Source organism: Dellaglioa sp. CoH-57-MRSF-21, assembly GCF_056781915.1.
On sequence record NZ_JBXAXU010000002.1, the window covers coordinates 136,065 to 159,068 of the forward strand.

At 34.2% G+C, this 23,004-nt stretch carries 19 protein-coding genes; 18 read left to right on the top strand and 1 reads right to left on the bottom strand.

The genetic code is table 11. From position 1 onward, the window contains the following. The first annotated feature begins 70 nt into the window (after positions 1–70). From coaBC to AC1RPQ_RS02665, 9 genes are all read left to right on the top strand, one after another. Positions 71–1,273, top strand: a complete 1,203-nt coding sequence (gene coaBC / locus AC1RPQ_RS02625; RefSeq protein ID WP_481761254.1) for a bifunctional phosphopantothenoylcysteine decarboxylase/phosphopantothenate--cysteine ligase CoaBC — start codon at positions 71–73, stop codon at positions 1,271–1,273. 30 nt (positions 1,274–1,303) lie between these two features. Next, positions 1,304–3,724 (top strand): primosomal protein N', encoded by a 2,421-nt coding sequence (priA, locus tag AC1RPQ_RS02630; RefSeq protein WP_481761255.1) that lies wholly within the window; start codon positions 1,304–1,306, stop codon positions 3,722–3,724. A 14-nt stretch (positions 3,725–3,738) separates the two neighbouring features. Further along, positions 3,739–4,686: a methionyl-tRNA formyltransferase gene (gene fmt / locus AC1RPQ_RS02635; RefSeq protein WP_481761256.1), complete on the top strand. Its 948-nt coding sequence runs from the start codon at positions 3,739–3,741 to the stop codon at positions 4,684–4,686. Then, on the top strand, positions 4,683–6,035 hold the full coding sequence (rsmB, locus tag AC1RPQ_RS02640) for a 16S rRNA (cytosine(967)-C(5))-methyltransferase RsmB (RefSeq protein ID WP_481761257.1): 1,353 nt from the start codon (positions 4,683–4,685) through the stop codon (positions 6,033–6,035). The genes fmt and rsmB overlap by 4 nt, the downstream gene beginning before the upstream one ends. A gap of 15 nt (positions 6,036–6,050) precedes the next feature. Beyond that, positions 6,051–6,791 (top strand): Stp1/IreP family PP2C-type Ser/Thr phosphatase, encoded by a 741-nt coding sequence (locus AC1RPQ_RS02645; RefSeq protein WP_481761258.1) that lies wholly within the window; start codon positions 6,051–6,053, stop codon positions 6,789–6,791. Then, a complete protein-coding gene (gene pknB, locus AC1RPQ_RS02650) occupies positions 6,791–8,803 on the top strand; it encodes a Stk1 family PASTA domain-containing Ser/Thr kinase (RefSeq protein ID WP_481761259.1) in 2,013 nt (670 codons plus the stop codon). Before AC1RPQ_RS02645 ends, pknB begins: the two co-directional genes overlap by 1 nt. 103 nt (positions 8,804–8,906) lie before the next feature. Beyond that, on the top strand, positions 8,907–9,794 hold the full coding sequence (rsgA, locus tag AC1RPQ_RS02655) for a ribosome small subunit-dependent GTPase A (protein WP_481761260.1): 888 nt from the start codon (positions 8,907–8,909) through the stop codon (positions 9,792–9,794). A gap of 10 nt (positions 9,795–9,804) precedes the next feature. Beyond that, a complete protein-coding gene (gene rpe / locus AC1RPQ_RS02660) occupies positions 9,805–10,455 on the top strand; it encodes a ribulose-phosphate 3-epimerase (protein ID WP_409022609.1) in 651 nt (216 codons plus the stop codon). Next, positions 10,452–11,105, top strand: a complete 654-nt coding sequence (locus tag AC1RPQ_RS02665; RefSeq protein WP_481761261.1) for a thiamine diphosphokinase — start codon at positions 10,452–10,454, stop codon at positions 11,103–11,105. The genes rpe and AC1RPQ_RS02665 overlap by 4 nt, the downstream gene beginning before the upstream one ends. Positions 11,106–11,152: 47 nt before the next feature. On the opposite strand, the gene rpmB is transcribed toward AC1RPQ_RS02665, so the two are convergent. Next, positions 11,153–11,338 (bottom strand): 50S ribosomal protein L28, encoded by a 186-nt coding sequence (gene rpmB, locus AC1RPQ_RS02670; protein WP_057973454.1) that lies wholly within the window; start codon positions 11,336–11,338, stop codon positions 11,153–11,155. Positions 11,339–11,577: 239 nt separating this feature from the next. On the opposite strand from rpmB, the gene AC1RPQ_RS02675 reads away from it, so the two are divergent. From AC1RPQ_RS02675 to AC1RPQ_RS02715, 9 genes are all read left to right on the top strand, one after another. After that, positions 11,578–11,940 carry an Asp23/Gls24 family envelope stress response protein gene (locus AC1RPQ_RS02675; RefSeq protein ID WP_057973455.1) on the top strand — a complete coding sequence of 121 codons (363 nt, stop codon included), beginning with the start codon at positions 11,578–11,580 and terminating at the stop codon, positions 11,938–11,940. 39 nt (positions 11,941–11,979) lie between these two features. Continuing rightward, positions 11,980–13,662 carry a DAK2 domain-containing protein gene (locus AC1RPQ_RS02680; protein WP_481761262.1) on the top strand — a complete coding sequence of 561 codons (1,683 nt, stop codon included), beginning with the start codon at positions 11,980–11,982 and terminating at the stop codon, positions 13,660–13,662. A 72-nt stretch (positions 13,663–13,734) separates the two neighbouring features. Further along, a complete protein-coding gene (gene recG, locus AC1RPQ_RS02685) occupies positions 13,735–15,771 on the top strand; it encodes an ATP-dependent DNA helicase RecG (RefSeq protein ID WP_481761404.1) in 2,037 nt (678 codons plus the stop codon). 21 nt (positions 15,772–15,792) lie between these two features. Beyond that, on the top strand, positions 15,793–16,806 hold the full coding sequence (gene plsX / locus AC1RPQ_RS02690; protein WP_481761263.1) for a phosphate acyltransferase PlsX: 1,014 nt from the start codon (positions 15,793–15,795) through the stop codon (positions 16,804–16,806). Positions 16,807–16,862: 56 nt separating this feature from the next. Then, the gene (acpP, locus tag AC1RPQ_RS02695; protein WP_409022605.1) at positions 16,863–17,105 is read left to right on the top strand and encodes an acyl carrier protein; all 243 of its coding nucleotides are present in this window, start codon (positions 16,863–16,865) and stop codon (positions 17,103–17,105) included. Between the two features lie 140 nt (positions 17,106–17,245). Continuing rightward, the gene (rnc, locus tag AC1RPQ_RS02700; protein ID WP_481761264.1) at positions 17,246–17,938 is read left to right on the top strand and encodes a ribonuclease III; all 693 of its coding nucleotides are present in this window, start codon (positions 17,246–17,248) and stop codon (positions 17,936–17,938) included. A gap of 24 nt (positions 17,939–17,962) precedes the next feature. Then, on the top strand, positions 17,963–21,499 hold the full coding sequence (gene smc / locus AC1RPQ_RS02705) for a chromosome segregation protein SMC (RefSeq protein WP_481761265.1): 3,537 nt from the start codon (positions 17,963–17,965) through the stop codon (positions 21,497–21,499). Positions 21,500–21,530: 31 nt separating this feature from the next. Beyond that, positions 21,531–22,541 carry a signal recognition particle-docking protein FtsY gene (ftsY, locus tag AC1RPQ_RS02710; protein ID WP_481761266.1) on the top strand — a complete coding sequence of 337 codons (1,011 nt, stop codon included), beginning with the start codon at positions 21,531–21,533 and terminating at the stop codon, positions 22,539–22,541. A 113-nt stretch (positions 22,542–22,654) separates the two neighbouring features. Then, complete coding sequence (locus AC1RPQ_RS02715; protein ID WP_409022601.1) at positions 22,655–22,996, top strand: putative DNA-binding protein; 342 nt, start codon at positions 22,655–22,657, stop codon at positions 22,994–22,996. The last annotated feature ends 8 nt before the right edge of the window (positions 22,997–23,004 follow it).

Here is a 23,004-nt window from a genome sequence, read left to right on the forward strand (position 1 = left end):
CTCCTATTTTATTTCTTAGAAAATTGATACAATAGAGAATAGAATAAATTCGGTATGGGGGCGACATGAAATGACACTTGAAAATAAAAAAATCGGTCTTGTTGTAACAGGTGGTATTGCAGCGTATAAAAGTTTGGGATTAGTCCGAGCACTAATTAAACAAGGTGCTAGCGTTCGAGTTGCGATGACCAAAGCTGCAACTGAATTTGTAACACCCTTGAGTTTTGAAACGTTGAGTAAAAATAGGGTGTTAACTGATTTATTTTCAGGAAAAGAGTCTGAGCATGTTGCACATATTGAATTTGCAGACTGGGCAGAATTAATGGTTATTGCACCAGCGACAGCAAACATTATCGCAAAAATGGCCAATGGTATCGCAGATGATTTTGTTTCAACCACTTTATTAGCAACTGAGGCACAAAAAATTGTTGTGCCCGCAATGAATGAACATATGCTAATGAATTCTGCTACACAACGTAATCTTAAATTTTTAGGACGAAATAACATTCAGATTATTGAACCAGAAATAGGCTTTTTAGCAGAAGGTTATTCAGGTAAGGGACGTTTTCCCGAATTAAATGTGATAATGTCAGTTATTCAAACTTCCTTTGAGGATAGTGACAAACCATTAGAAGGTAAAAATGTCTTAGTGACAGCTGGTGGTACACGAGAACGAATCGATCCAGTTCGTTTTATCGCTAATGATTCTTCTGGTAAAATGGGTTTCGCAATTGCGATTGAAGCGCAAAAGTTAGGTGCTAATGTCACCTTAATTAGCGGAATAAGCCAGTTGCCAGACCCAATTGGCGTGACAACAATTAGAGTTACAACTGCGTTAGAGTTATCTGAAGCTATCAATAAGCGATTTGATGACCAAAATATTTTGATAATGGCAGCAGCTGTTTCAGATTATCGTGTACAAAATGTTGCAGATCAGAAAATAAAAAAAGCTGAATCTACTTTAACGTTAATATTAGAAAAAAATCCAGATATTTTAAAACATTTGGGCCAAATTAAGCAAAATCAGTATTTAGTCGGATTTGCTGCGGAAACCCAAAACGGACTAGAAAATGCACAAGAAAAATTAGAAAAGAAAAATTTAGATTTATTGGTTTTAAATGATGTCTCAAATTCTGCCATTGGATTTAATAGCAATGATAATGAGGTAACACTGCTTAGACCAAACAGAAAAAATGATTTCATAAAGCAAACAAGTAAAAAGCAAATTGCTAAGGAATTATTAGCTACTATTATAAGCGATGTAGTAAAATAAGCAGTTAATTAAATGAAAGGAGGTTTCAGTATGTCACAATATGCAAAAATTATCGTTGATGTTCCTACGATGCAAACGGACCAGCCATATACGTATTCAATCCCAGCAGTATTAACAAATCAGATTGAGATTGGCATGCGGGTTATTGTACCATTTGGGAATGGTAAACGATTGGTTCAAGGATTTGTAATTGATCTTTTTGATAAGAATGAGTTCGATGGTCATGTAAAAGATATTCAATCAGTCGTTGATTTAAGACCTGTTGTGAATACTGAATTATTAGACTTATCTGAGTGGATAGCTAATGAAACCTTTTCCTTCCGTATAACTGCCTTACAAATGGTTTTACCGAGTGTCATGCGTGCAACCTATAAAAAGCGAGTTCGTTTAATTGACGAAATTGATGAAGATTTACAAGATAAATTATTTCAAGGTCAAGATTCTATTGAATTTGATCCAGAACATATGGATGCTCAAATAATTAAAGAATTATTACAACTTACCAAGGCTGAAAAGGCTGAGATGATTTATGAAGTTGGCAATAAAGCTAAAGTTAAAATGCAAATATCAATCCAACCAAAACTTGGATTCGAAGCATATGAAAATATTCGAAGTGGTTTACGTAAAAATGCTAAACAACAGCACTTATTGATTGACTATCTACAATCACTCACTGAAGATAGCTTGATTCCTCAGAAACAAGTTGTTGAGGAAATAGGCGTGACACCTGCAACAATTACAGCTGGAGCAAAAAATGGTTGGCTTGAAAAAGTTGAGACTGAGGTATATCGGGACCCATATAAAGACACAATTATTGAGCCAACCAATATGCAAGAATTAACCTCAGATCAAGAGGTTGCGGTGCTAGCTGTCGATGAGGCTATTAAAAGTGGAACTAATACAACATTTTTACTTCAAGGTGTGACGGGGAGTGGGAAAACAGAAGTTTATTTGCAGACAATCGCAAAAGCGCTAGAACTTAGAAAAACAGCTTTGATGCTTGTACCAGAAATAGCTTTGACACCCCAAATGGTTAAGCGAGTTAAATCACGATTTGGTAATCTAGTTGCGGTCCTGCATAGCGGTTTGTCTGACGGTGAGCGTTATGATGAATGGCGCCGGATTGAGCGTAAAGAAGCGCAAGTAGTTGTCGGTGCACGTTCAGCCGTTTTTGCACCATTAGATAATATTGGCGTTATTATTGTTGATGAAGAGCATGAATCGAGCTATAAACAAGATGAAACACCAAGGTATCATGCAAGGGATGTTGTTCTTTGGAGAAGTAAAAGACATCAGTGTCCTGTCATATTGGGTAGTGCAACACCATCCCTCGAATCTCGTGCTAGAGCTCAAAAAGGCGTGTATGAGTGGTTACAATTACCTCAACGTATAAATGGTCATCCCATGCCAGAAGTTACGCTAATTGATATGAGAGAAGAAATGAAAAAGACTGGTGAGAGTAATTTTTCTGAGCCACTTAGACATGAAATTACTAAGCGCCTTGAGAAAAATGAACAGACTGTTTTAATGTTAAATCGTCGTGGGTTTTCATCTTTCGTAATGTGCCGAGATTGTGGATTCGTGCTACCTTGTCCTAACTGTGATACTTCTTTAACATTGCATATGGATACTCATACAATGAAATGTCATTATTGTGGACATGAAGAAGGTATTCCTAAAACTTGTCCTAACTGTCATAGTCGAAAAATTAGATATTATGGTACAGGTACGCAAAAAGTTGAAGAAGAACTTAAAACGTTATATCCAGAGGCTAAAATTTTACGAATGGACGTTGATACGACACGTAAAAAAGGCGCACACGAAAAAATCCTAGCTAAATTTGGCGCAAAAGAAGCTGATATTTTATTGGGTACACAAATGATTGCGAAAGGGTTAGACTTTCCTGATGTGACGTTAGTTGGCGTTCTTAATGCAGATACAGCACTTAGTTTGCCTGATTTTAGATCAAGTGAAAGAACGTTCCAATTATTAACCCAAGTGAGCGGTCGAGCTGGTCGAGCTGAAAAAGAAGGACATGTTATTATCCAAACTTTTAATCCAGATCACTACGCGATTCAATATGCGAAGCATCATGACTATGAATCATTTTATAAAAAAGAAATGTCAGTTCGACATATGGAAAATTATCCACCATATTATTATACAATTCAGCTCACTGCTAGTTATACGGATGAGGCTGGAGCAGCGAAAAAAATGTTAGAAGCAGTTCAATTTTTAAAACCAGTGTTATCAAAGAATGCGATTATTCTTGGACCAACACCAAAATCAATTATGCGTGTTAATAATCGTTTTTATTATCAAGTGGTTATTAAGTATAAATCAGAAGGTCAATTAAAAGAACGACTAAGAGAGTTAATGACTAAATCTCAAGCCGAAGTTCGAAAAGGTTTAAAATTAACGATTGATTCTGAACCAGTAAACTTTATTTAAATTAAGGAGATATTATGACGTCAATTGTATTTATGGGAACACCAGAATTTTCAGCTCCAATTTTAGAAAGTTTAATTGAAAACGGCTATGACGTGAAAGCTGTTATGACACAACCAGATCGAATGGTTGGGCGAAAACGTATTTTAACGCAATCACCAGTAAAACAAGTTGCAGTAAAACATGGTATTGAGGTATTACAACCAGAAAAATTAAGTGGCAGCGATGAAATGGCCAAAGTAATTGCAATGGCACCCGATTTTTTGGTAACTGCAGCATTTGGACAATTTTTACCAACAAAATTATTAGAATCTGCTAAAATTGGTGCAATAAACGTCCATGGTTCACTATTACCTAAATATCGTGGTGGCGCACCAATTCAATATGCTATTATGAATGGTGAACAAGAAACAGGTATTACCATTATTTATATGGTTAAAAAAATGGATGCTGGAAATATTATTAGCCGTCGTGCAATTAAAATTGAAAATAATGATGATACTGGTTCAATGTTTGAAAAATTAAGTTTATTAGGTAAGGAACTATTACTTGAAACATTACCAAAACTAATTGATGGTACAAGTGAATCAACACCACAAAATGAAGATAAAGTAACCTTTTCACCTACCATTAAACCAGAAGAAGAAGCCCTTGATTTTTCAAAAACGGCTAATGAAATAGACTGGAAAATTCGTAGCTTAAGACCGGTACCTGGTGCATATACGATTTTAAAGGGTAAGAGAACTAAAATATGGGATATAACTGTACTAGATAAAAAAACTATTTTATCTGCTGGAAAAGTAGTTGAAGTAGCTAAAAAATCACTTGAAATTGCTTGTGGTGATGGGACCGTATTAGCTATTAATTCGCTTCAACCAGATGGTAAATCAAAACAAACCATTGTCGACTACCTAAACGGTAGTGGGCAAGGAATAAAAGAAGGACAACAGGTGATTGATGTATGACAACTGATTTAAAAACGACACCCCGATTCTTAGCAGTTGATCTTTTAACAAGAGTTGCTAAACAAGGGACGTATTCAAATATTGCGTTGAACCAAGTGATTAAGAATAATCATATGGAAGTTCGGGATGCTCATTTATTAACACAACTAGTTTACGGTGTTATCCAAAGACGTCTCACTTTAGAATATTGGTTGGCACCATTTGTTAAAAATCCTAGCAAAATGGATAATTGGGTTCAAGAATTACTATTGAGTGCCATTTATCAGATGCATTATCTTGATAAAATTCCAACTCGCGCAATTTTTAATGAATCAATTGAAATTGCAAAACGAAAAGGCCATGCAGGTACGCGTAAATTTGTTACTGGTGTTTTACATGCAATTGAGCGTGAAGGTATCCGTCCTGTTTCTGAAATTAAAGATGATATTGAACGTTTGAGTATTGAAAGTAGTACACCAGTTTGGTTGGTAAACGAATTAATTAAACAAGTAGGCTTAGAAAAAGCGACACATTTGTTGGCTTCAATCAATGAAGCACCTGATCAATCTGTTAGAGTAAATACAGCTAAAGCAACTGTCGAAGAAGTCATTGAAAAAATGGAAAATGAAGGCTTTGAGGTGAAACGTAGTCAAGTTTCACCAGTTGGGTTATTAGTGACTAATGGATTTGCTCCTGATAGTGGCGTTTATCACGATGGGTTAATTACGATTCAAGATGAAAGTGCAATGTTAGTTGCTGACGCAATGAATATTCAACCAGGTGATAAAGTTTTAGATGCATGTGCCGCACCAGGTGGAAAAACAACCCATATTGCATCATTCCTAGATGAAACTTTATTTGGTGAAGTTGTAGGGTTAGATATTCATGCACACAAAGTTAAATTAATCGGTGATAATGCTAAACGTTTAGGTTTATCTAGTGTTGTTGAGGAGATGGTATTAGATGCACGTTTAATTTCAGAAGAATTTGATAATGAATATTTTGATTCAATTCTTGTTGATGCACCTTGTTCTGGAATTGGATTATTACGTCGTAAACCAGAAATTAAATATGAAAAAACATTAGCTGATTCAAATAATTTACAAAAAATTCAATTAGCTATTTTAGACAAAGTGGCACCAACTTTGAAAAAAGGTGGTCGCTTAACTTATAGTACATGTACTATTTTAGATATTGAAAATAAGGATGTTGTTAACCAGTTTGTTGAAACTCATCCTGAATTTAAAGTGATTGAAACGCCAACTGCTTTGGCATTAAAAGAAAATAGAGACGATAAAGAATTAACTATTTATCCGGATGATTATCATTCAGATGGATTTTTCATTACATGTTTAGAAAAACAACTTTAGACTCGAGGTGTAAGAATGAAAGTTGCCTATCAAACAGATGTAGGTAGTGTCAGAGAAAATAATGAAGATTACGTCGGTGTCTTTCACAATAAAAGTGGTATTTCTTTTGTGATGGTTGCAGATGGTATCGGTGGTCATTTGGGCGGAGATGTTGCTTCAGAAATGGCCGTTTCACACATGGGATTTCGATTTGAAGGAACTAATTTTAGCCAGCCCAGTGATGCAATTAAATGGATAACCAAAGAAGTAGAGATGGAAAATAAACAAATTATTGAAAAGTCTAATCAATATGAAGATCTTTCAGGTATGGGCACAACAATGGTATGTGCCATATTCTTTGAAGAAAAATATATTGTTGCCAATATTGGTGATAGCCGAGGATACTTATTACGTGACAAAGAACTTTATCAATTAACTGAAGATCATTCAGTAGTGAATGAATTAATTAAGCGTGGCGAACTAACCGTAGAAGATGCTAAAAATTATCCGCAAAAGAATATGATTACAAGAAGTTTAGGTATCTCGTCAGATGCTGATGCTGATATTGCGGTTAATGATTCTGAGTCGGGTGATTTATTATTATTATGCACAGATGGCTTAACTAATATGGTCTCTGATGATGAAATCAAGACGGTCTTAAAAAATACTACAACTGTTGAAGAAAAAGGCTCGGAATTAATTAGATTGGCCAATAAGGCAGGCGGATTAGATAACATTACCGCACTCCTGGTTAGCAATGATCGGGGGATAGTGTAATGAAACCTGATACAATTTTTAATGAACGTTATAAAATAATAAATTCATTAGGCGAAGGTGGCATGGCAAATGTCTATCTTGCGACTGATTTAATTTTGGATCGACCAGTAGCTGTTAAAGTATTGCGAGTCGATTTAAGGGATGATCAAGATACTGTTAGACGTTTTAAACGTGAGGCATTGGCAACAACTGAATTGGTTCATCCAAATATTGTGAATGTTTATGATGTCGGTGAAGTAGACGGACTGCAATTTATGGTCATGGAATATGTGCCGGGACATGATTTAAAAACATATATAGCAAAAAGGTTCCCAATTCCATATCAAGTTGTGATTGATATTATGACTCAAATTTTATCAGCTGTAGAAGTAGCACATGATCACAGTATTATTCATCGTGATTTAAAACCACAAAATATTTTAATAGATGCAGATGGTAATGCTAAAATTACAGATTTTGGTATTGCTGTGGCATTGGCTGATCATTCGTTAACACAAACTAATACTTTATTGGGTTCTGTTCATTATCTTTCGCCAGAACAGGCTAGAGGTAGCATGGCAACAAAACAATCTGATATCTATTCGCTTGGTATTATTTTGTATGAAATGTTAACTGGGCGAGTTCCTTTTGAAGGTGAAACAGCTGTTTCAATTGCCCTAAAACATTTTCAAAGTGATGTGCCATCTGTTCGGGAATTTGATCCTAATATTCCGCAGTCTCTTGAAAATGTTGTTTTACAAGCAACAAGTAAAGTACCGCGAGATAGGTTCCAATCTGCTGGAGAAATGTCAATTGCTTTGCGAGAATCTTTGGCTAAAAAAAATGTGGCAAAGTGGCAGCCTGAAGAGGTTATCAGTGGTGAAACTAAAGTATTGCCGGTATTTGATAAGCAGACTGTAGAAACACTTAGTCCGAATCAGGAACCAGATGTAAAAAAAGATACGAAAAAGAAAATGAGTCGTCGTAAAAAATGGACTATCGGCGCAATCATTTTTGCTTTTGTCGCTCTTATTCTGGGTGGTGCGATTCTTGCAATGAGTTCACCAAAAGAAGTTAAGGTCCCTGATTTAAGCGGAATGACAGTTAGTGAAGCAAAATCAAATTTAGCAGACAAAAATTTGAAACTTGGTAAAATTACTCGAACAAATAGTGAAACCGTTGATAGTGGTAATATCATTAATTCAACACCTAAGAAGAATGAAATAATTCGAGAAAAAAATCAGGTTGATGTAATGGTATCAAAGGGAAAAGCTAAGATAACAATCGAGAATTACGTTGGTAGTAATTATGAGGATGTTAAAACAACGTTAGAAAATGATGGCTTTAAAGTTGAAAAAGAAACGGAAGAGTCAGAATCTGTGACTGAAAATGAAATTATGGCGCAAGATGTCACAGCGGGTGATAAGGTAGTTCCGAGTGATACAGTGATTACATTGACAGTTAGTTCAGGTCCTAAAGTGTATACACTTAGAGATTTAACAGGATATACAAGAAAAAGTGTTCAGGATTATACAAGCGAATTAGGTGGTAATCTGACAATTAGCGAGGCCTACTCAGATTCAGTTGACAAAGGTCAAGTTATTAAACAATCACCAGCAGAAGGAAGCTCTTTTTCTAAAGGTGATCGATTATCAGTTGTTATTTCTAAAGGAAAAAAAGTCACAACTGATGAATTTACCAGGACTATATCTGTTCCATTCAAATCAATTGTGTCAGAAAGTTCAAGTTCAGTTGATGAAGAAAAAGATACGGATGAGGACAAAGACTCGTCGTCAGATGATAGTTCCAGCTCTAGTTCAAGTTCTTCAGAATCAAAAGCAGATGAAAATGCTATTGAAATTTATATTGAAGACAAAACACATAACATTGATGATATTTATGAACGGAAAACAATTACAAAAGATACTGATTTTAAATTATCATTTGTTTTAGATTCTGGAAAAGCAGGAAAATATAAAATTTTGCGTGATGGTGAAGTAATTGCGGAAAATGATAATGTAACTAAAAATTAAATAAAAGATGTGGTAAAATTAGATTAGAGGGTAAACTTCTAATCTATTTTTTAATTAATCATATAAAACGGTTACATGAGTCCAGTTAAAGGAGGTTAATTTATTGGTAACAGGTCAGATTAGACAATCATTAAGTGGCTTTTACGACGTTGATGTCGAAGGCGAAACTTATCGAACAAGGGCTCGAGGTAATTTTAGAAATTCTAACCAGGCACCACTAGTTGGCGATTGGGTTGACTTCAAAGCTGAAAATAAAAAAGAAGGCTATATTCTTAATATTCATGATCGAGAAAACAGCTTAATTCGACCACCAGTAGCTAATATTGATGAAGCAATTGTTGTAACGTCATGTGTTGAACCAGCATTTTCAAGCAATCTATTAGATAGACAATTAATTATGCTAGAATCGCATCATGTTAAGCCAGTCTTATACTTTTCAAAGGGCGATTTAATTCCTGAAGAGAAAGTAGTTGAAATAAGCAGTATTATTGAAGCTTATAGTCAAATCTATCCAACATTTTTTCCATTTGGTAAAAATGAAGATGTTGTGGTTAAAGAATTACAAGATACCTTTCCGGGTAAAATTGCAGTCGTAATGGGTCAGACTGGTGCAGGAAAATCAACATTACTAAATAAAATTATGCCAGAGTTGGAGTTGCAGACGGCTGAGATATCAAAAGCCTTACATCGTGGTAAACATACTACTCGTAAGGTAACATTAATGCCTATTGCAGGTGGGCTAATTGCTGATACACCTGGATTTTCTTCTTTTGATTTATTTGATATGTCAAAAGAAGAGTTACCAAAGTTATTTCCAGAATTAAATGAACTATCTGTTGGCTGTAAATTTAGAGGTTGTTTGCATATTAAGGAGCCTAAATGTGCAGTTAAAGCAGCACTTGAACAAGGTAATTTATTACAGAGTCGGTACAAAAATTATTTACAATTTAATCAATTAATTGTTGATCAAAAACCAAACTATAAGAAATGAGATGACCAAAATGAAATTATCACCTTCTATTTTAAGCGCTAATTTTGCAAACTTGGAAAAGGATATTAAAGTTGTTGATCAAGCTGGTGCAGAATATTTACATATTGATATTATGGATGGCCATTTTGTGCCTAATTTAACTTTTGGTGCAAACGTCGTTGAAGCAATTAGACCATTAACAAAAATGGTTTTGGATTGTCATTTGATGGTAGAAAATCCAGAATCTTATATTGAAGAATTTGCTGCGGCAGGTGCTGATATTATTGGGGTTCATGTTGAATCAACTCCCCATATTTTTGGTGTTATTCAACATATTAAAAAATTAGGTGTGAAAGCTGAAGTGGTTATTAACCCAGGAACATCCCTAGAGACAATTAAACAAATTTTGCCACTTGTTGATCAAGTATTAGTGATGACTGTTAACCCTGGATTTGGGGGACAATCATTTATTCCAGAAATGAAACGTAAAATTGACCAATTAGACCGTATCAAACAAGTTCAAAATTATGATTTTGATATTGAAGTTGATGGTGGTGTTAATGATCAAACGATTAAGGAATGTCTTGATAGTGGTGCAACAGTCGCAGTAGCTGGTTCATACATCTACAATAGTGATAATCCAACTGAACAAATTAATAAGTTAAGAGAAGCAACCAAATGAAACTCAATATCTTAGTCGGTGGACCTAAGGAACAGTGGCCTAAGGAATTAGTGGATGGTAACGTTCGTGGACCGTGGATTGGTGTTGACAGAGGTGCATTGCGATTAATAAAACTAGGTATTACACCTGAGCTATCGATTGGTGATTTCGATTCAATGACTGAAAGTGAATTTAATTTAGTATCTAATCATAGTAAAAAAATTAAAATAGCTAATCCTGAAAAAGATGATACAGATACTGAATTTGCTTTGAGAGAAGCCATATCTGAATTTGAGTTTGATTCAGTGACGATTTATGGCGCTACAGGTGGTCGAATTGATCATTTATTGGCTAATTTGTTTTTTATTTTTAGAGAGCCATTTAATACAATGTTTGAAAAAATTTGTTTAGTTGATAAACAAAATTCAATTCGATTCTTTAAATCTGGTAAGTATCAGTTAATAAAAGAAGATGATAAAAAATATCTTGCATTTATTCCACTGTCACCAGTTAAAAAATTGAGTTTAATAGATGAGAAGTATACATTGAATCAAATTAATTTTGTGAACCCGATTTCATTAGCAAGTAATGAATTTATGGGGGATACAGGTGAGTTTAGTTTTGAATCTGGTATTATTATTGTGATTCAAAGTCGTGATGACGAAAAATAGAGCAAAAAAAAAGACTTAGCATAAATGCTGAGTCTTTTTAAATTGAATTAAACACGGGTAACTTTACCTGACTTTAAAGCGCGAGCAGATACATAAACTCTTTTAGGTTTACCATCAACTAAGATGCGAACTTTTTGTAAATTAGGTTTCCAGCTACGGTTTGTTTGGTTCAATGCATGAGAACGTTTCTTACCGAAAGTAGTCTTACGTCCTGTAATAAAATCTTTTGCCATATTCATATCCTCCTCTGCAATTCACTTAAAAAGCAAAGCTATGCTTACTTACCTAAACAAAAATATCATATTTAGCCATATAATGCAATACTTTTCTTTCAAGTAAATTTGCTTGACAGCTTGAAATTCCCGAAGGTAGGGGAATAGAATTTTCTTAGATGCTATTTTTCTTTTATTCTACCATATCCTATGATAAAATACTCTTATTGATTGTGTGAAAATATAAGGAGGCTATTCTTATGGCTGTTAAGATCAAAACGCAATTCGGTACGATTGATATTGATAATGAAGTTATTGCGACAGTTGTCGGCGGTGCCGCAACTGAAATTTTTGGGATTGTCGGAATGGCAAGTAAAAACCAAATTCGTGACAATGTGAATGAAATTTTAAGAAGAGATAATTATTCTAGAGGTGTTGTTGTTCGCCAGGAAGATAATGGTGTTGCTATTGATGTCTACATTATTGTTGGCTATGGCACAAAAATATCTGAAGTTTGTCGTAATGTTCAAGAAAAAGTGAAGTATAATTTAGAAACAATGCTAGGTGTATCTGCTAATTCAGTTAACGTGTTAGTACAAGGCGTTCGCGTACTAGGCGATTAGTAACTAGCTATTTTAGTAGTGACCAAGGAGGAAAAAGAAGTGACTGTTACGAAAATTACGGACCAAGAATTTAGAAAAATGGTCCAAATTAGCTCACAACGATTGGCTAAAAATGCCGAATTTATTAATTCATTGAATGTATTTCCAGTGCCAGATGGTGATACAGGTACAAATATGAACCTTTCGTTCGCAAGTGGGGCAAAGTATGTTCAAGATTCACCTTCTGAACATGTTGGTGAACTATCTTCGATTTTAGCTAAAGGTTTACTGATGGGTGCTCGAGGCAACTCAGGCGTTATTTTATCACAAATTTTTAGAGGCTTTTATAAACGGATCCAAGCTAAAGAGGTTTTAACTGCTACTGATTTGTCAGATGCTTTGACAGGTGGCGTAGAAGTCGCGTATAAAGCCGTTATGAAACCAACTGAAGGAACTATTTTAACAGTTGCAAGAGAAGCCGCTAAGGCTGCAAATAAAGCTGCCTCTGAGAGCGATGATGTTATCGTCGTTATGGAAGCAACTTATGTAGCTGCTAAAAAAGCATTAGCAACAACACCGGATTTATTACCTGTTTTAAAAGAGGTTGGTGTTGTTGATTCAGGTGGTCAAGGATTAACATTTGTTTATGAAGGTTTCTTTGATGCCTTAACTGGTAAGGAAACAATTAGTGAAGAATACAAACCAAATGAAAAAGAAATGGATGAAATGGTTAATGCCAGTCACCATCAGAGTGTTCAAAGTAAATTAAGTACTGAAGATATTAAATTTGGTTATTGTACAGAAATCATGCTTAAATTGGGTGCTGGTCGTTTAGTTGATCGTAAATTTGATTATGATGAATTTAGAAATCATTTAAGTGAAATTGGTGATTCTCTTCTTGTTGTGGCCGATGATGAAGTTGTTAAAGTTCACGTACATACAGAAAATCCTGGTGAAGTGATGACTTATGGTCAACATTATGGTTCATTAATCAAAGTTAAGGTTGATAATATGCGTCAACAACATGAGACAATTTTGGAAAATGATGAAGAAGAGACTGAAGAAACAAGTGAAACTGCAGTACCTAGCGAAATTGCAGTTATTTCAATTTCATCTGGTTCTGGTGTTGCGACACTTTTCAAAAGTTTAGGCGTTTCTTATATTTTAAGTGGTGGTCAAACAATGAATCCAAGTACGGAAGATATTGTTAAGGCAATTGAAGCAACTAAAGCTAAAAATGTGATTATTTTACCTAATAATAAAAATATTTTCTTAGCTGCTGAACAAGCTGTTGAAGTTTCAACAGTTCCAACAGTTGTTGTACCAAGTCGTACAATCGCTCAAGGAATGACAGCAATGCTTGGTTTTAATATTGATAGTACATTAGAAGAAAACAAAGATGCTATGATTGAAAACTTGGATACAGTAACTTCTGGTCAAGTAACAATTGCAGTTAGAGATACAACAATTGAAGGTATTGAGATTAAAAAAGATAATTATATGGGTATTATTGATGGTAGCATCAAAGTAACCGATAATGATCGTAAAAAAGTTGCAATTGAAATGACTAAAGAAATGTTGGATGAAGACAGCGAAATTATCACAATTATTGTGGGTGAAGACGGTTCTGAGGACGAAGCTAAAGAAATCGAAGAAGCCATTTATGAAATTGATGAAGATTTAGAAGTCGAAATTCACGAAGGAGACCAACCGGTCTATCCATACCTAATTTCAGTTGAATAAATAGTAAAAAGTAAAGGTGGGATGAGACTATGTTCTCTCCTGCTTTTTATATTCCGTAGAAAGTGAGGTATCATAATGTCATCATTGAATGATTCAGTTAGTGTTTTAACTGGTGTTGGGCCTAAAAAATTGACTGCACTTAATCAATTAGGAATTAATACAATCATAGATTTATTAACATTTTATCCGTATCGTTATGACGATTTAAAAGCAAAAAAATTATCTGAAATTACTGATCAAGAAAAAGTAACTCTAAAAGGAATTGTCTCTTCTGAACCAGTTTTAATTCGGTTTGGTCAGAAAAGAAATCTGTTAAACGTTAGATTACTAATTGATAGTGATAATATAACCGTTAGTTTTTTTAATCAGCCTTTTTTGCAAAAACAATTTGAGATTGGTAAAGAAGTAGCTGTGTATGGTAAATGGGATGATAAAAGAAAAAGTTTATCTGGGATGAAGTTATTGACGAAGCAAAATGATGATAGGTTATCAGCGATATATCGTTCTTCCAAAGATATTCATCAATCGGCAATTCGACAGTTAATTACACAAGCATTTGAGCAATATGCGAATCAAATTGATTCAATATTACCAAATGACCTGATTAAAAAGTATCGTTTAATTGATTGTAAGACGATGTTACATGATATTCACTTTCCACAGGATGAAAAAGATTTTCATGATGCCAAACGGACGGCTATTTTTGAAGAGTTCTTTTTATTTCAATTGAAATTACAGTATATTAAAAGAAATGATACTAAAAATGATGGTATTAAAATTAACTATCAAAATAATGAATTGAAAAAATTCATTCAGACGTTACCATTTGAATTAACGGCAGCTCAAAAAAGAGTCGTTAATGAAATTTGTTCAGACATGAAACAACCAATCCATATGAATCGATTACTTCAAGGTGATGTTGGATCAGGTAAAACAATTGTTGCAGCAATTGTGATGTACGCGGCTATTACGGCGGGCTATCAAGCCGTTTTAATGGCGCCAACAGAAATATTAGCTGAACAACATGCCAATAACATGGCTACCTTATTCGCAGATTTCCCAGTTAATGTTGCACTTTTAACTGGGTCAATGAAAGTTAAAGCTAGACGTGAACTATTAGCACATCTTGAATCAGGTGAGGTTAATTTAATTATTGGAACACATGCGATTATTCAACCTGATGTGTCATTCAGTCGCGTTGGATTAGTTATTACTGATGAGCAACACCGATTTGGTGTGAATCAACGTCGCATTTTAAGAGAGAAGGGGGCTGAACCGGACGTTTTAGCAATGACGGCCACGCCAATCCCTAGGACGCTAGCAATCACTGCTTATGGCGAAATGGATGTTTCTACGATTAATGAACTACCTGCAGGACGCCAACCTATTTCGACATCTTGGTTAAAGAGTTCTCAAGTAGGTAAAGGAATCGATCTCATTAAAGAACAGTTGATTCAAGGCTCACAAGCTTATATTATTACACCACTAATTGATGAATCTGAAACACTAGATTTAAAAAATGCATTAGCTTTATACGAAAATATGAAAGAAATATTTGAGCCAAAATATAAAGTTGGATTACTGCATGGCAAAATGAAGAATGATGAAAAGGATCAGATTATGGCCGATTTTAAGGCCAATAAATATCAAATATTGGTTTCAACAACGGTTATCGAAGTCGGCGTTGATGTACCTAATGCTACTGTGATGATGATTCATAATGCTGAACGGTTTGGGTTAGCGCAATTACATCAATTACGAGGTCGGGTTGGCCGTGGTAAGAAAGCATCTTATTGTATTTTAATTGCTGATCCTAAAAATGATTTTGGAAGACAGCGCATGCAAATTATGACAGAGACAACAGACGGTTTCGTCATTTCGCAAAAAGATTTAGAGTTGCGAGGTGCTGGCGATGTATTAGGCCGTAAGCAATCTGGAATACCTGATTTTAAAATCGGTGATCCCATAGGTGATATCAATGCATTACAAGTGGCCCAACAAGAAGCGCACGAAATAGTTTTTAGAGATGACTTTGAAAGTAATCCTGAATTTAAACCACTAAACGATTATTTAAAAAACCATCAAAATACAGATTTAAAATTCGATTAAATAAGTTAGGAGAATATAATTATGAAGTTAGCAGTTGATGCAATGGGCGGCGATTTTGCACCGCAATCAATCGTCGAGGGCGTTGAACGTGCTAGAGACGAAGATAGCACCATTCAATTTACGTTGTACGGAGATGAAAAAAGAATTCGTGAATTCTTAAAAGATGATAAAAATATCACAATTGTTCACACGGATGAGGAAATTGATGGGAATGATGAACCAGTTAAGGCAATTCGTTCAAAGAAAAAAGCATCAATGGTCTTAGCAGCTCAATCTGTTAAAGATGGTGAGAATGATGCCGTATTTTCATGCGGTAATACAGGGGCACTACTTGCTGCTGGTTTGTTTATAATTGGCCGTATTAAGGGTATTCCACGACCTGGTTTATTAGCAACATTGCCAGTTATTTCTAGTGATAATACTGTAAATTTATTAGATGCTGGAGCCAATGCGGATAGTAAACCTGAACACTTGCATCAATATGCTGTCTTAGGTAACTATTACGCTAAAAATGTTCGCCATATTAGTAATCCTAAAATTGGTTTATTAAATAATGGGACAGAACCACATAAAGGCAACAAAGTGACGCAAGAAGCGTACCAATTATTACAAAACGATACCGAATTAAATTTTGTGGGTAATATTGAATCTAATGATTTGCTTTCTGGTAAAGCTGATATTGTTGTTTCTGACGGATTTACAGGTAATGCTGTTTTAAAATCCGTTGAAGGGACAGCTTTAGGAATGTTTTCATTACTCAGAAGTGCCATTATGAGTGGTGGCTTGCGTGCTAAAATTGGTGCACTTTTACTGAAACCAAGTTTAAAACAATTGAAGAATAAAATGGATTCACCTAAGTATGGCGGTGCGGTTTTACTAGGTATTAAAGCACCAGTTGTAAAATCACATGGATCAAGTAAGGCTGAAGTTGTTTATTACACAATTAACCAAATCAATGATATGGTTAATACAGATGTAGTACCTAATATTGTTAACTATTTTGAAAAGGAAACTAGTGAAAATAAAATTAACTAGACATTTCTCTGAAAAATGGTTAAAATTACGTCATGATTCAAAAGGAGGCTATTGGAATGACAGAAGAAGAAATTTTTGGAAAAATTGTTAAAATTATAGACGAACATTTTGATTTGCCAGTAGAAAAAATTACGAATGACTTAGATTTTAAAAAGGATTTAGATGCAGATTCAATTGATGTTGTTGAGTTCGTTTTAGAACTTGAAGATACATTTGGTGCAGAAATTTCTGATGAAGATGCAGAAAGTTTAACAACTGTCGGAGACGTTGTCACTTTTATTAAAGCTAACCAAAAATAATAATTCAACACGTATATTAAATCGTTCATTAAAAGCGTTAGACAATGATATTTGTCAGCGCTTTTTTTGTATGGAGTACCTTTTAGTGATTAAAACAGGTATAATTGTAAGAGCAATAATGATAATAACGGAGGATAATAATGATTAAAGGTTTAAATGAAATGTTAGCAGAAGATTTTAATATTAAATTTGTGAATACGGATTTATTAGATGAAGCATTCACACAGGCATCATATGTAAATGAACATCCCAAAGAAAATTTAAAATTTTATGAACGAATTGAATTTTTAGGAGACGCTGTTTTACAATTAACAGTTTCAGAATATTTATATCAGCGGTATACAATGCTGCCACAAGGGAAATTAACGCGTCTAAGAGCTGCAATGGTATGTGAAGAGAGTTTCAGCGCATTTGCTAAAGAATGCCGATTTGATGAATTTATTCGTTTAGGTAAAGGTGAAGAAAAATCAAATGCACGTCAAAGACCTGCGTTATTATGTGATATTTTTGAATCTTTTGTAGGAGCGCTTTATCAAGATCAAGGTAAATTAGCTGTTGAAACATTTATCAGGAAAGTTATTTTTCCAAAATTAGACTTAGGCTGGTTTGACCATGTTATGGATTATAAAACGTCGCTACAAGAGTTTTTACAAAAAGATGGTGATGTTGTCATTACCTATGATGTTGTTGATGACCTTGGTCCAGAGCATGACAGACAATATGTTATGTCTGTCAGTGCTGATGGCAAAATCATTGGACAAGGGGCAGGACATTCTAAAAAAGTTGCAGAACAACAAGCAGCAAGTAATGCATTAGGATTACTCAGAAAGTAAAAATGTTCAGGGGGTTAGTGACGGATGAAATTAGAGTCTTTAGTCATTAATGGTTTTAAATCATTTGCAGACAAAACAACAATTGAATTTAAAGACGGGATGACTGGTATTGTCGGTCCTAACGGTAGCGGTAAAAGTAATATTATTGAAGCAATTCGCTGGGTACTTGGTGAACAATCAGCCAAAAATTTACGTGGAAATAAAATGCCTGACGTTATATTTGCTGGTTCAGGGAACAGATCAGCAGTTAATCGTGCTGAAGTTAGTATTATTTTTGATAATTCTGATTTTTATATTCAAGATAATCCTGAAAAAATAACCGTTACAAGACGATTATTTAGAGATGGTGTCAGCGAGTTTTTAATTAATCAAAAGCAGTGTCGTCTTAAAGATATAACCAATCTATTCATGGATACTGGTCTTGGAAAAGAGTCATTTTCAATCATTTCTCAGGGTAGAGTTGCTGAAATTTTTAATAGTAAGCCCGAAGACAGACGTTCGATTATTGAAGAAGTTGCTGGTGTTTTAAAATATAAACAAGAAAAAAATATTGCCACTCGCCAATTAGAAGAAACAAAAGGTCATCTTAACCGGGTTTCTGATATTATTTTTGAACTTAAAGGACAAGTTGAACCTTTACGTGAGCAAAGTAGTTTGGCAAAGGATTATTTATCTCAAAAAAAGCAATTTGATGAGTTAGAACTTAGTCGGTTGGTTAAAGAAATTAAAAGGCAATCGCAACTAAAAAGGGATGTCACACATTCGTTAGATAAGTTACTTGAAATGGATAGTGATTATAAGACTAAGGTCACTGTAAAAGAACATGAAATTGCAGGTTATCGCTCAGAACTAGAGAATATTGAAAAAATGATTGATCATACACAAAACAAACTATTAGATTTAACAATTAATAAAGAACGGTTGATGGGTCAAAGTAATATATCAACTCAAAAAAAAGATTTTGAAAAGCAAAAAATAACAGAATTAAAAAAAGAACAAGAATCGGTGAATGAACAAATTATTTTGAAACAAGAGTCATTAGCTAATTTAGATAAGCGGTCATTAGCTTTACAGAAAAATATTACTGATGAGAACATGTTTATTGAAGCGATTGATAAAACGTTAGAAACAGCGGATATTTCTGGACAAGATCGTTCAAAAGAATTAAGGCGCGTTGTTAATGATACTATTCAACAACGTACACGATTACAAAGTGAGAATGAGTTTTTACAAAAAACATTAAATTTTGATTCACAGGCTAAGGTTAATGATGACTTATTAGCTACTGAACAAGAGTATTTAACACAAGCAAAAAACGATTTTAAAACTAAAAAAACTGAATTTAATTTGATTGATAATAAATTAATTAATGAAGAAAAAGAATTAGCTAAATTAAAGATTGCCTTGAAAAAAAATAACGATTCTTACGAGGCACAGCAACGTAGATGGTTTGAAGCATCAAACGTTTTAGTACAGGCGAAAAATAAAAAGGATAATCTACTTTTGACGCAAAATAGTTATAACGGCTATTATCAAGGCGTTAAAGCAATTTTAAAAGAAAAAAATAAGTTTCCTGGTTTATATGGTTCAGTGGCAGAATTAATTACGGTCCCAAAGGAAATTAATCAAGCAATAGAGACAGCATTGGGTGCGCAATTACAACAGGTAGTTGTGCAAGAAGAGTCTGTTGCAAAGAATGCAATTAAATTTTTAACGGATAATAAATTTGGTCGGGCAACATTTTTGCCTATTTCAGCTATTAAGGGACGTTCTATCGGTGATGCACAACGTTTCGTCTTAAAGTATGAAGGAGTCATCGGTATTGCGTCAGAGTTAATTAAAGTTGAACCTCAATTTATTGAAATTAGTCAGTATTTGCTAGGGACAACAATTATCGTTGAAGATATGGATACGGCAATTAAAGTTAGTCGTGATTTGAATCATCGAGTTAAAGTTGTCACACGGACTGGAGAAGTAATAAATGCAGGTGGTGCAATAACTGGTGGTAAACAGCAACATACCAGTGGATTGTTAAATCAGAAGCAAACTATTCTACAATTAGATGAAAGTATCCAAAAAATGCAACAAGAATTAGAGGCTCGTGAAGTTCGTGGCAATGAAGCTAGAGTGACTGTTGAAAAGCAAAAAGAAATGATCGAGTCGCTTGAATTGATTGTTGTTGATTTAAAAAGTCAATATCAAACAACACAATCTAAATTAACAACTAGTCGGTTAATTTTAGAACAGCAAGAACTTAAAACGACTGAAAAATATGATGAATTTGAAAAAAATCAAACTGATAAAATTAATAACCAAATAAAATTTAAAGACAATGAACAAAAAATTATTGAATTAGCACGACAAATACAAGTAGCAAATAATGATATTTCTGATATTGACTTACAATTAAAAAATAGTAATCAATTTGAACAGCAGCAACAAGTTAAGAAACAAAACCATCGTGAAAGTTTATTAGTATTCCAAGAACAATTAAAACAGCAACACGCTAATGTTATGCTGCTGAATAACGATATTCAGGAATTAGTTGATAAAGCTACATTGATAAATCAACAACATCAAGACTTACTCAGAAATACCGAAAATAGTCAGGTGAAAGAAAAAGATATCCAAAAAGAATTACAAGAATTTCAAAGGCAAGCAGAAGAAGCCGATTTAAAGTTAGCTGATTTTAAAAAGAACAGAACTAATATTAATCAAACTTTAACTGAAGAAAATAGCCATTTATCTCGTTTATCTGAGTTGCAGAGAAATATTATTGCAGATAAAATCAAAGCTGAAAATCAACAACAACAACTTAATGAGTCGCTTGATGAGTTTCTAGCTAAGCTAGCTAGTGATTTTCAACAGACTTTTGAAGAGGCTGAAAAATTAGAAAGTCAGCAACCTCTTGAACAAATTTTGGCGCAACAAAAATTATTGAGAAAAGGGCTAAAAGAAATTGGTGAGGTTAATGTGGCCTCGATTGATGAATTTGAAAGAGTTAATGAACGTTACTCATTCTTATTAGACCAACAAAATGATTTATTAGAAGCCGATGAACAATTAAAGAAAACTATGATGGATATGGATACTGAAGTTGAAAAAAGATTTAAAGCTAGTTTTATTGATATCTCTAAGAAATTTGAGGAGATATTCCCTGTTATGTTTGGTGGTGGTAAAGCTAGATTAGAATTAACTGATCCAGAAAATCTTTTAACAACTGGAATTGATATTCTAGCGCAGCCGCCTGGTAAAAAAGTTCAAAGTTTGAGTTTACTTTCTGGCGGAGAACAAGCTTTGACCGCAATTACGCTACTATTTGCTATTTTAAGAGTAAAACCAGTTCCTTTTTGTATCTTGGATGAAGCAGAAGCTGCGCTTGACGATGCAAATGTAGCTCGATTTGCTAGTTATCTAAAATCATTTCATCAAGAAACGCAATTTATTGTGATAACGCATCGAAATGGAACAATGGTTGAAGCTAATATTTTGTATGGTGTTACAATGCAAGAGTCTGGTATCTCTAAAATGGTTTCGGTATCATTAGACAAAACGGTTTGATATACTAATAAAAGATTAGGAGGCGCTACAGATGGGAATATTTAGTAGAATTAAGCAAGCTTTTACAGGTGAAGAACCAGAATCATCTGAACAAGAAAAATATGATAAAGGCCTTGAAAAATCAAGAAAAACCTTTGGACAACGCTTAAACTCACTGTTTGCTAATTTTAGAACAGTCGATGAAGATTTTTTTGAAGAGTTAGAAGAAACTTTAATTGAAGCTGATGTTGGATTTGAAACGGCTATGAAAATTAGCCGTGAGTTACAAGAAGAAGTTAAATTAAGAAATGTAAGCAATCCAGATGCTGTTTCTGCAGCAATTATTGAAAAATTGGTAGATTTGTATGAATCAGAGGGTAAAGACGAAGATAATTCTATTGCGCAAGCTGAATCAGGTCCAACTGTTATTTTATTTGTTGGTGTTAATGGCGTTGGTAAAACAACAACTATTGGGAAACTAGCACACCGTTATCATGAAGAAGGCAAAAAAGTACTCTTAGCTGCTGGAGATACATTTAGAGCGGGTGCAATAGAACAACTTGCTGAATGGAGCCGTCGTGTTGATGTCGATATCGTTCGTGGACCAGAAAAAAGTGATCCAGCCTCTGTTATTTTTGACGCGGTAAAACGTGCCAAAGAAGAAGATTACGATATTTTACTAGTTGATACAGCTGGTCGTTTGCAGAATAAAGTTAACTTGATGAATGAATTAGATAAAATTAAACGAATCATTTCTCGAGAAATTCCAGATGCACCTCATGAAGTTTTACTTGTTTTGGATGCAACAATGGGTCAAAATGCTTTAATCCAAGCTAAACAATTTAAAGAAACAACTGATGTGAGTGGTATTGTATTAACTAAGCTAGATGGAACTGCTCGTGGTGGTATCGTGTTAGCCATTCGTAATGAAATGCATTTACCAGTAAAACTTGCTGGATTAGGTGAGCAAATGGATGACTTACGTGATTTTAATGCAGAAGATTTCATTTATGGTTTGTTTAAAGGACTTATTCAAGAACAACCTGAATCAACAGAAGAATAATCTTAGAAGTCAGATTAAACTAATCGGACTTCTTTTTGCTATTGACGTTTAGGGCTAAAATCGGTACCCTTCTAAGTAGGACTGAATGAAACAAAAACGAAGGAGTTTTTTTAGTGGCGATTGATAAAACAAATCGAGTAAATGCATTGTTTGAATTTTATGAGTCATTATTAACTAAAAAACAGGCTGAATATATGGCCATGTACTATGGTGATGATTTTTCACTTGGTGAGATTGCGGACAATTTTGATGTTAGTCGGCAAGCCGTTTATGATAATATCAAACGAACAGAAAAAATTTTAGAAGATTATGAAGATAAGTTGAATTTGTATCATAATTTTATTCAACGTAATGAAAAATTAGACCAAATTAAGCAATACACAGATAGTACTTATAAAGAGGATCAAAAATTAACCGATCTAATTAATCAATTAGAAGAATTAGACGAAGAGTAAGGGTAGGT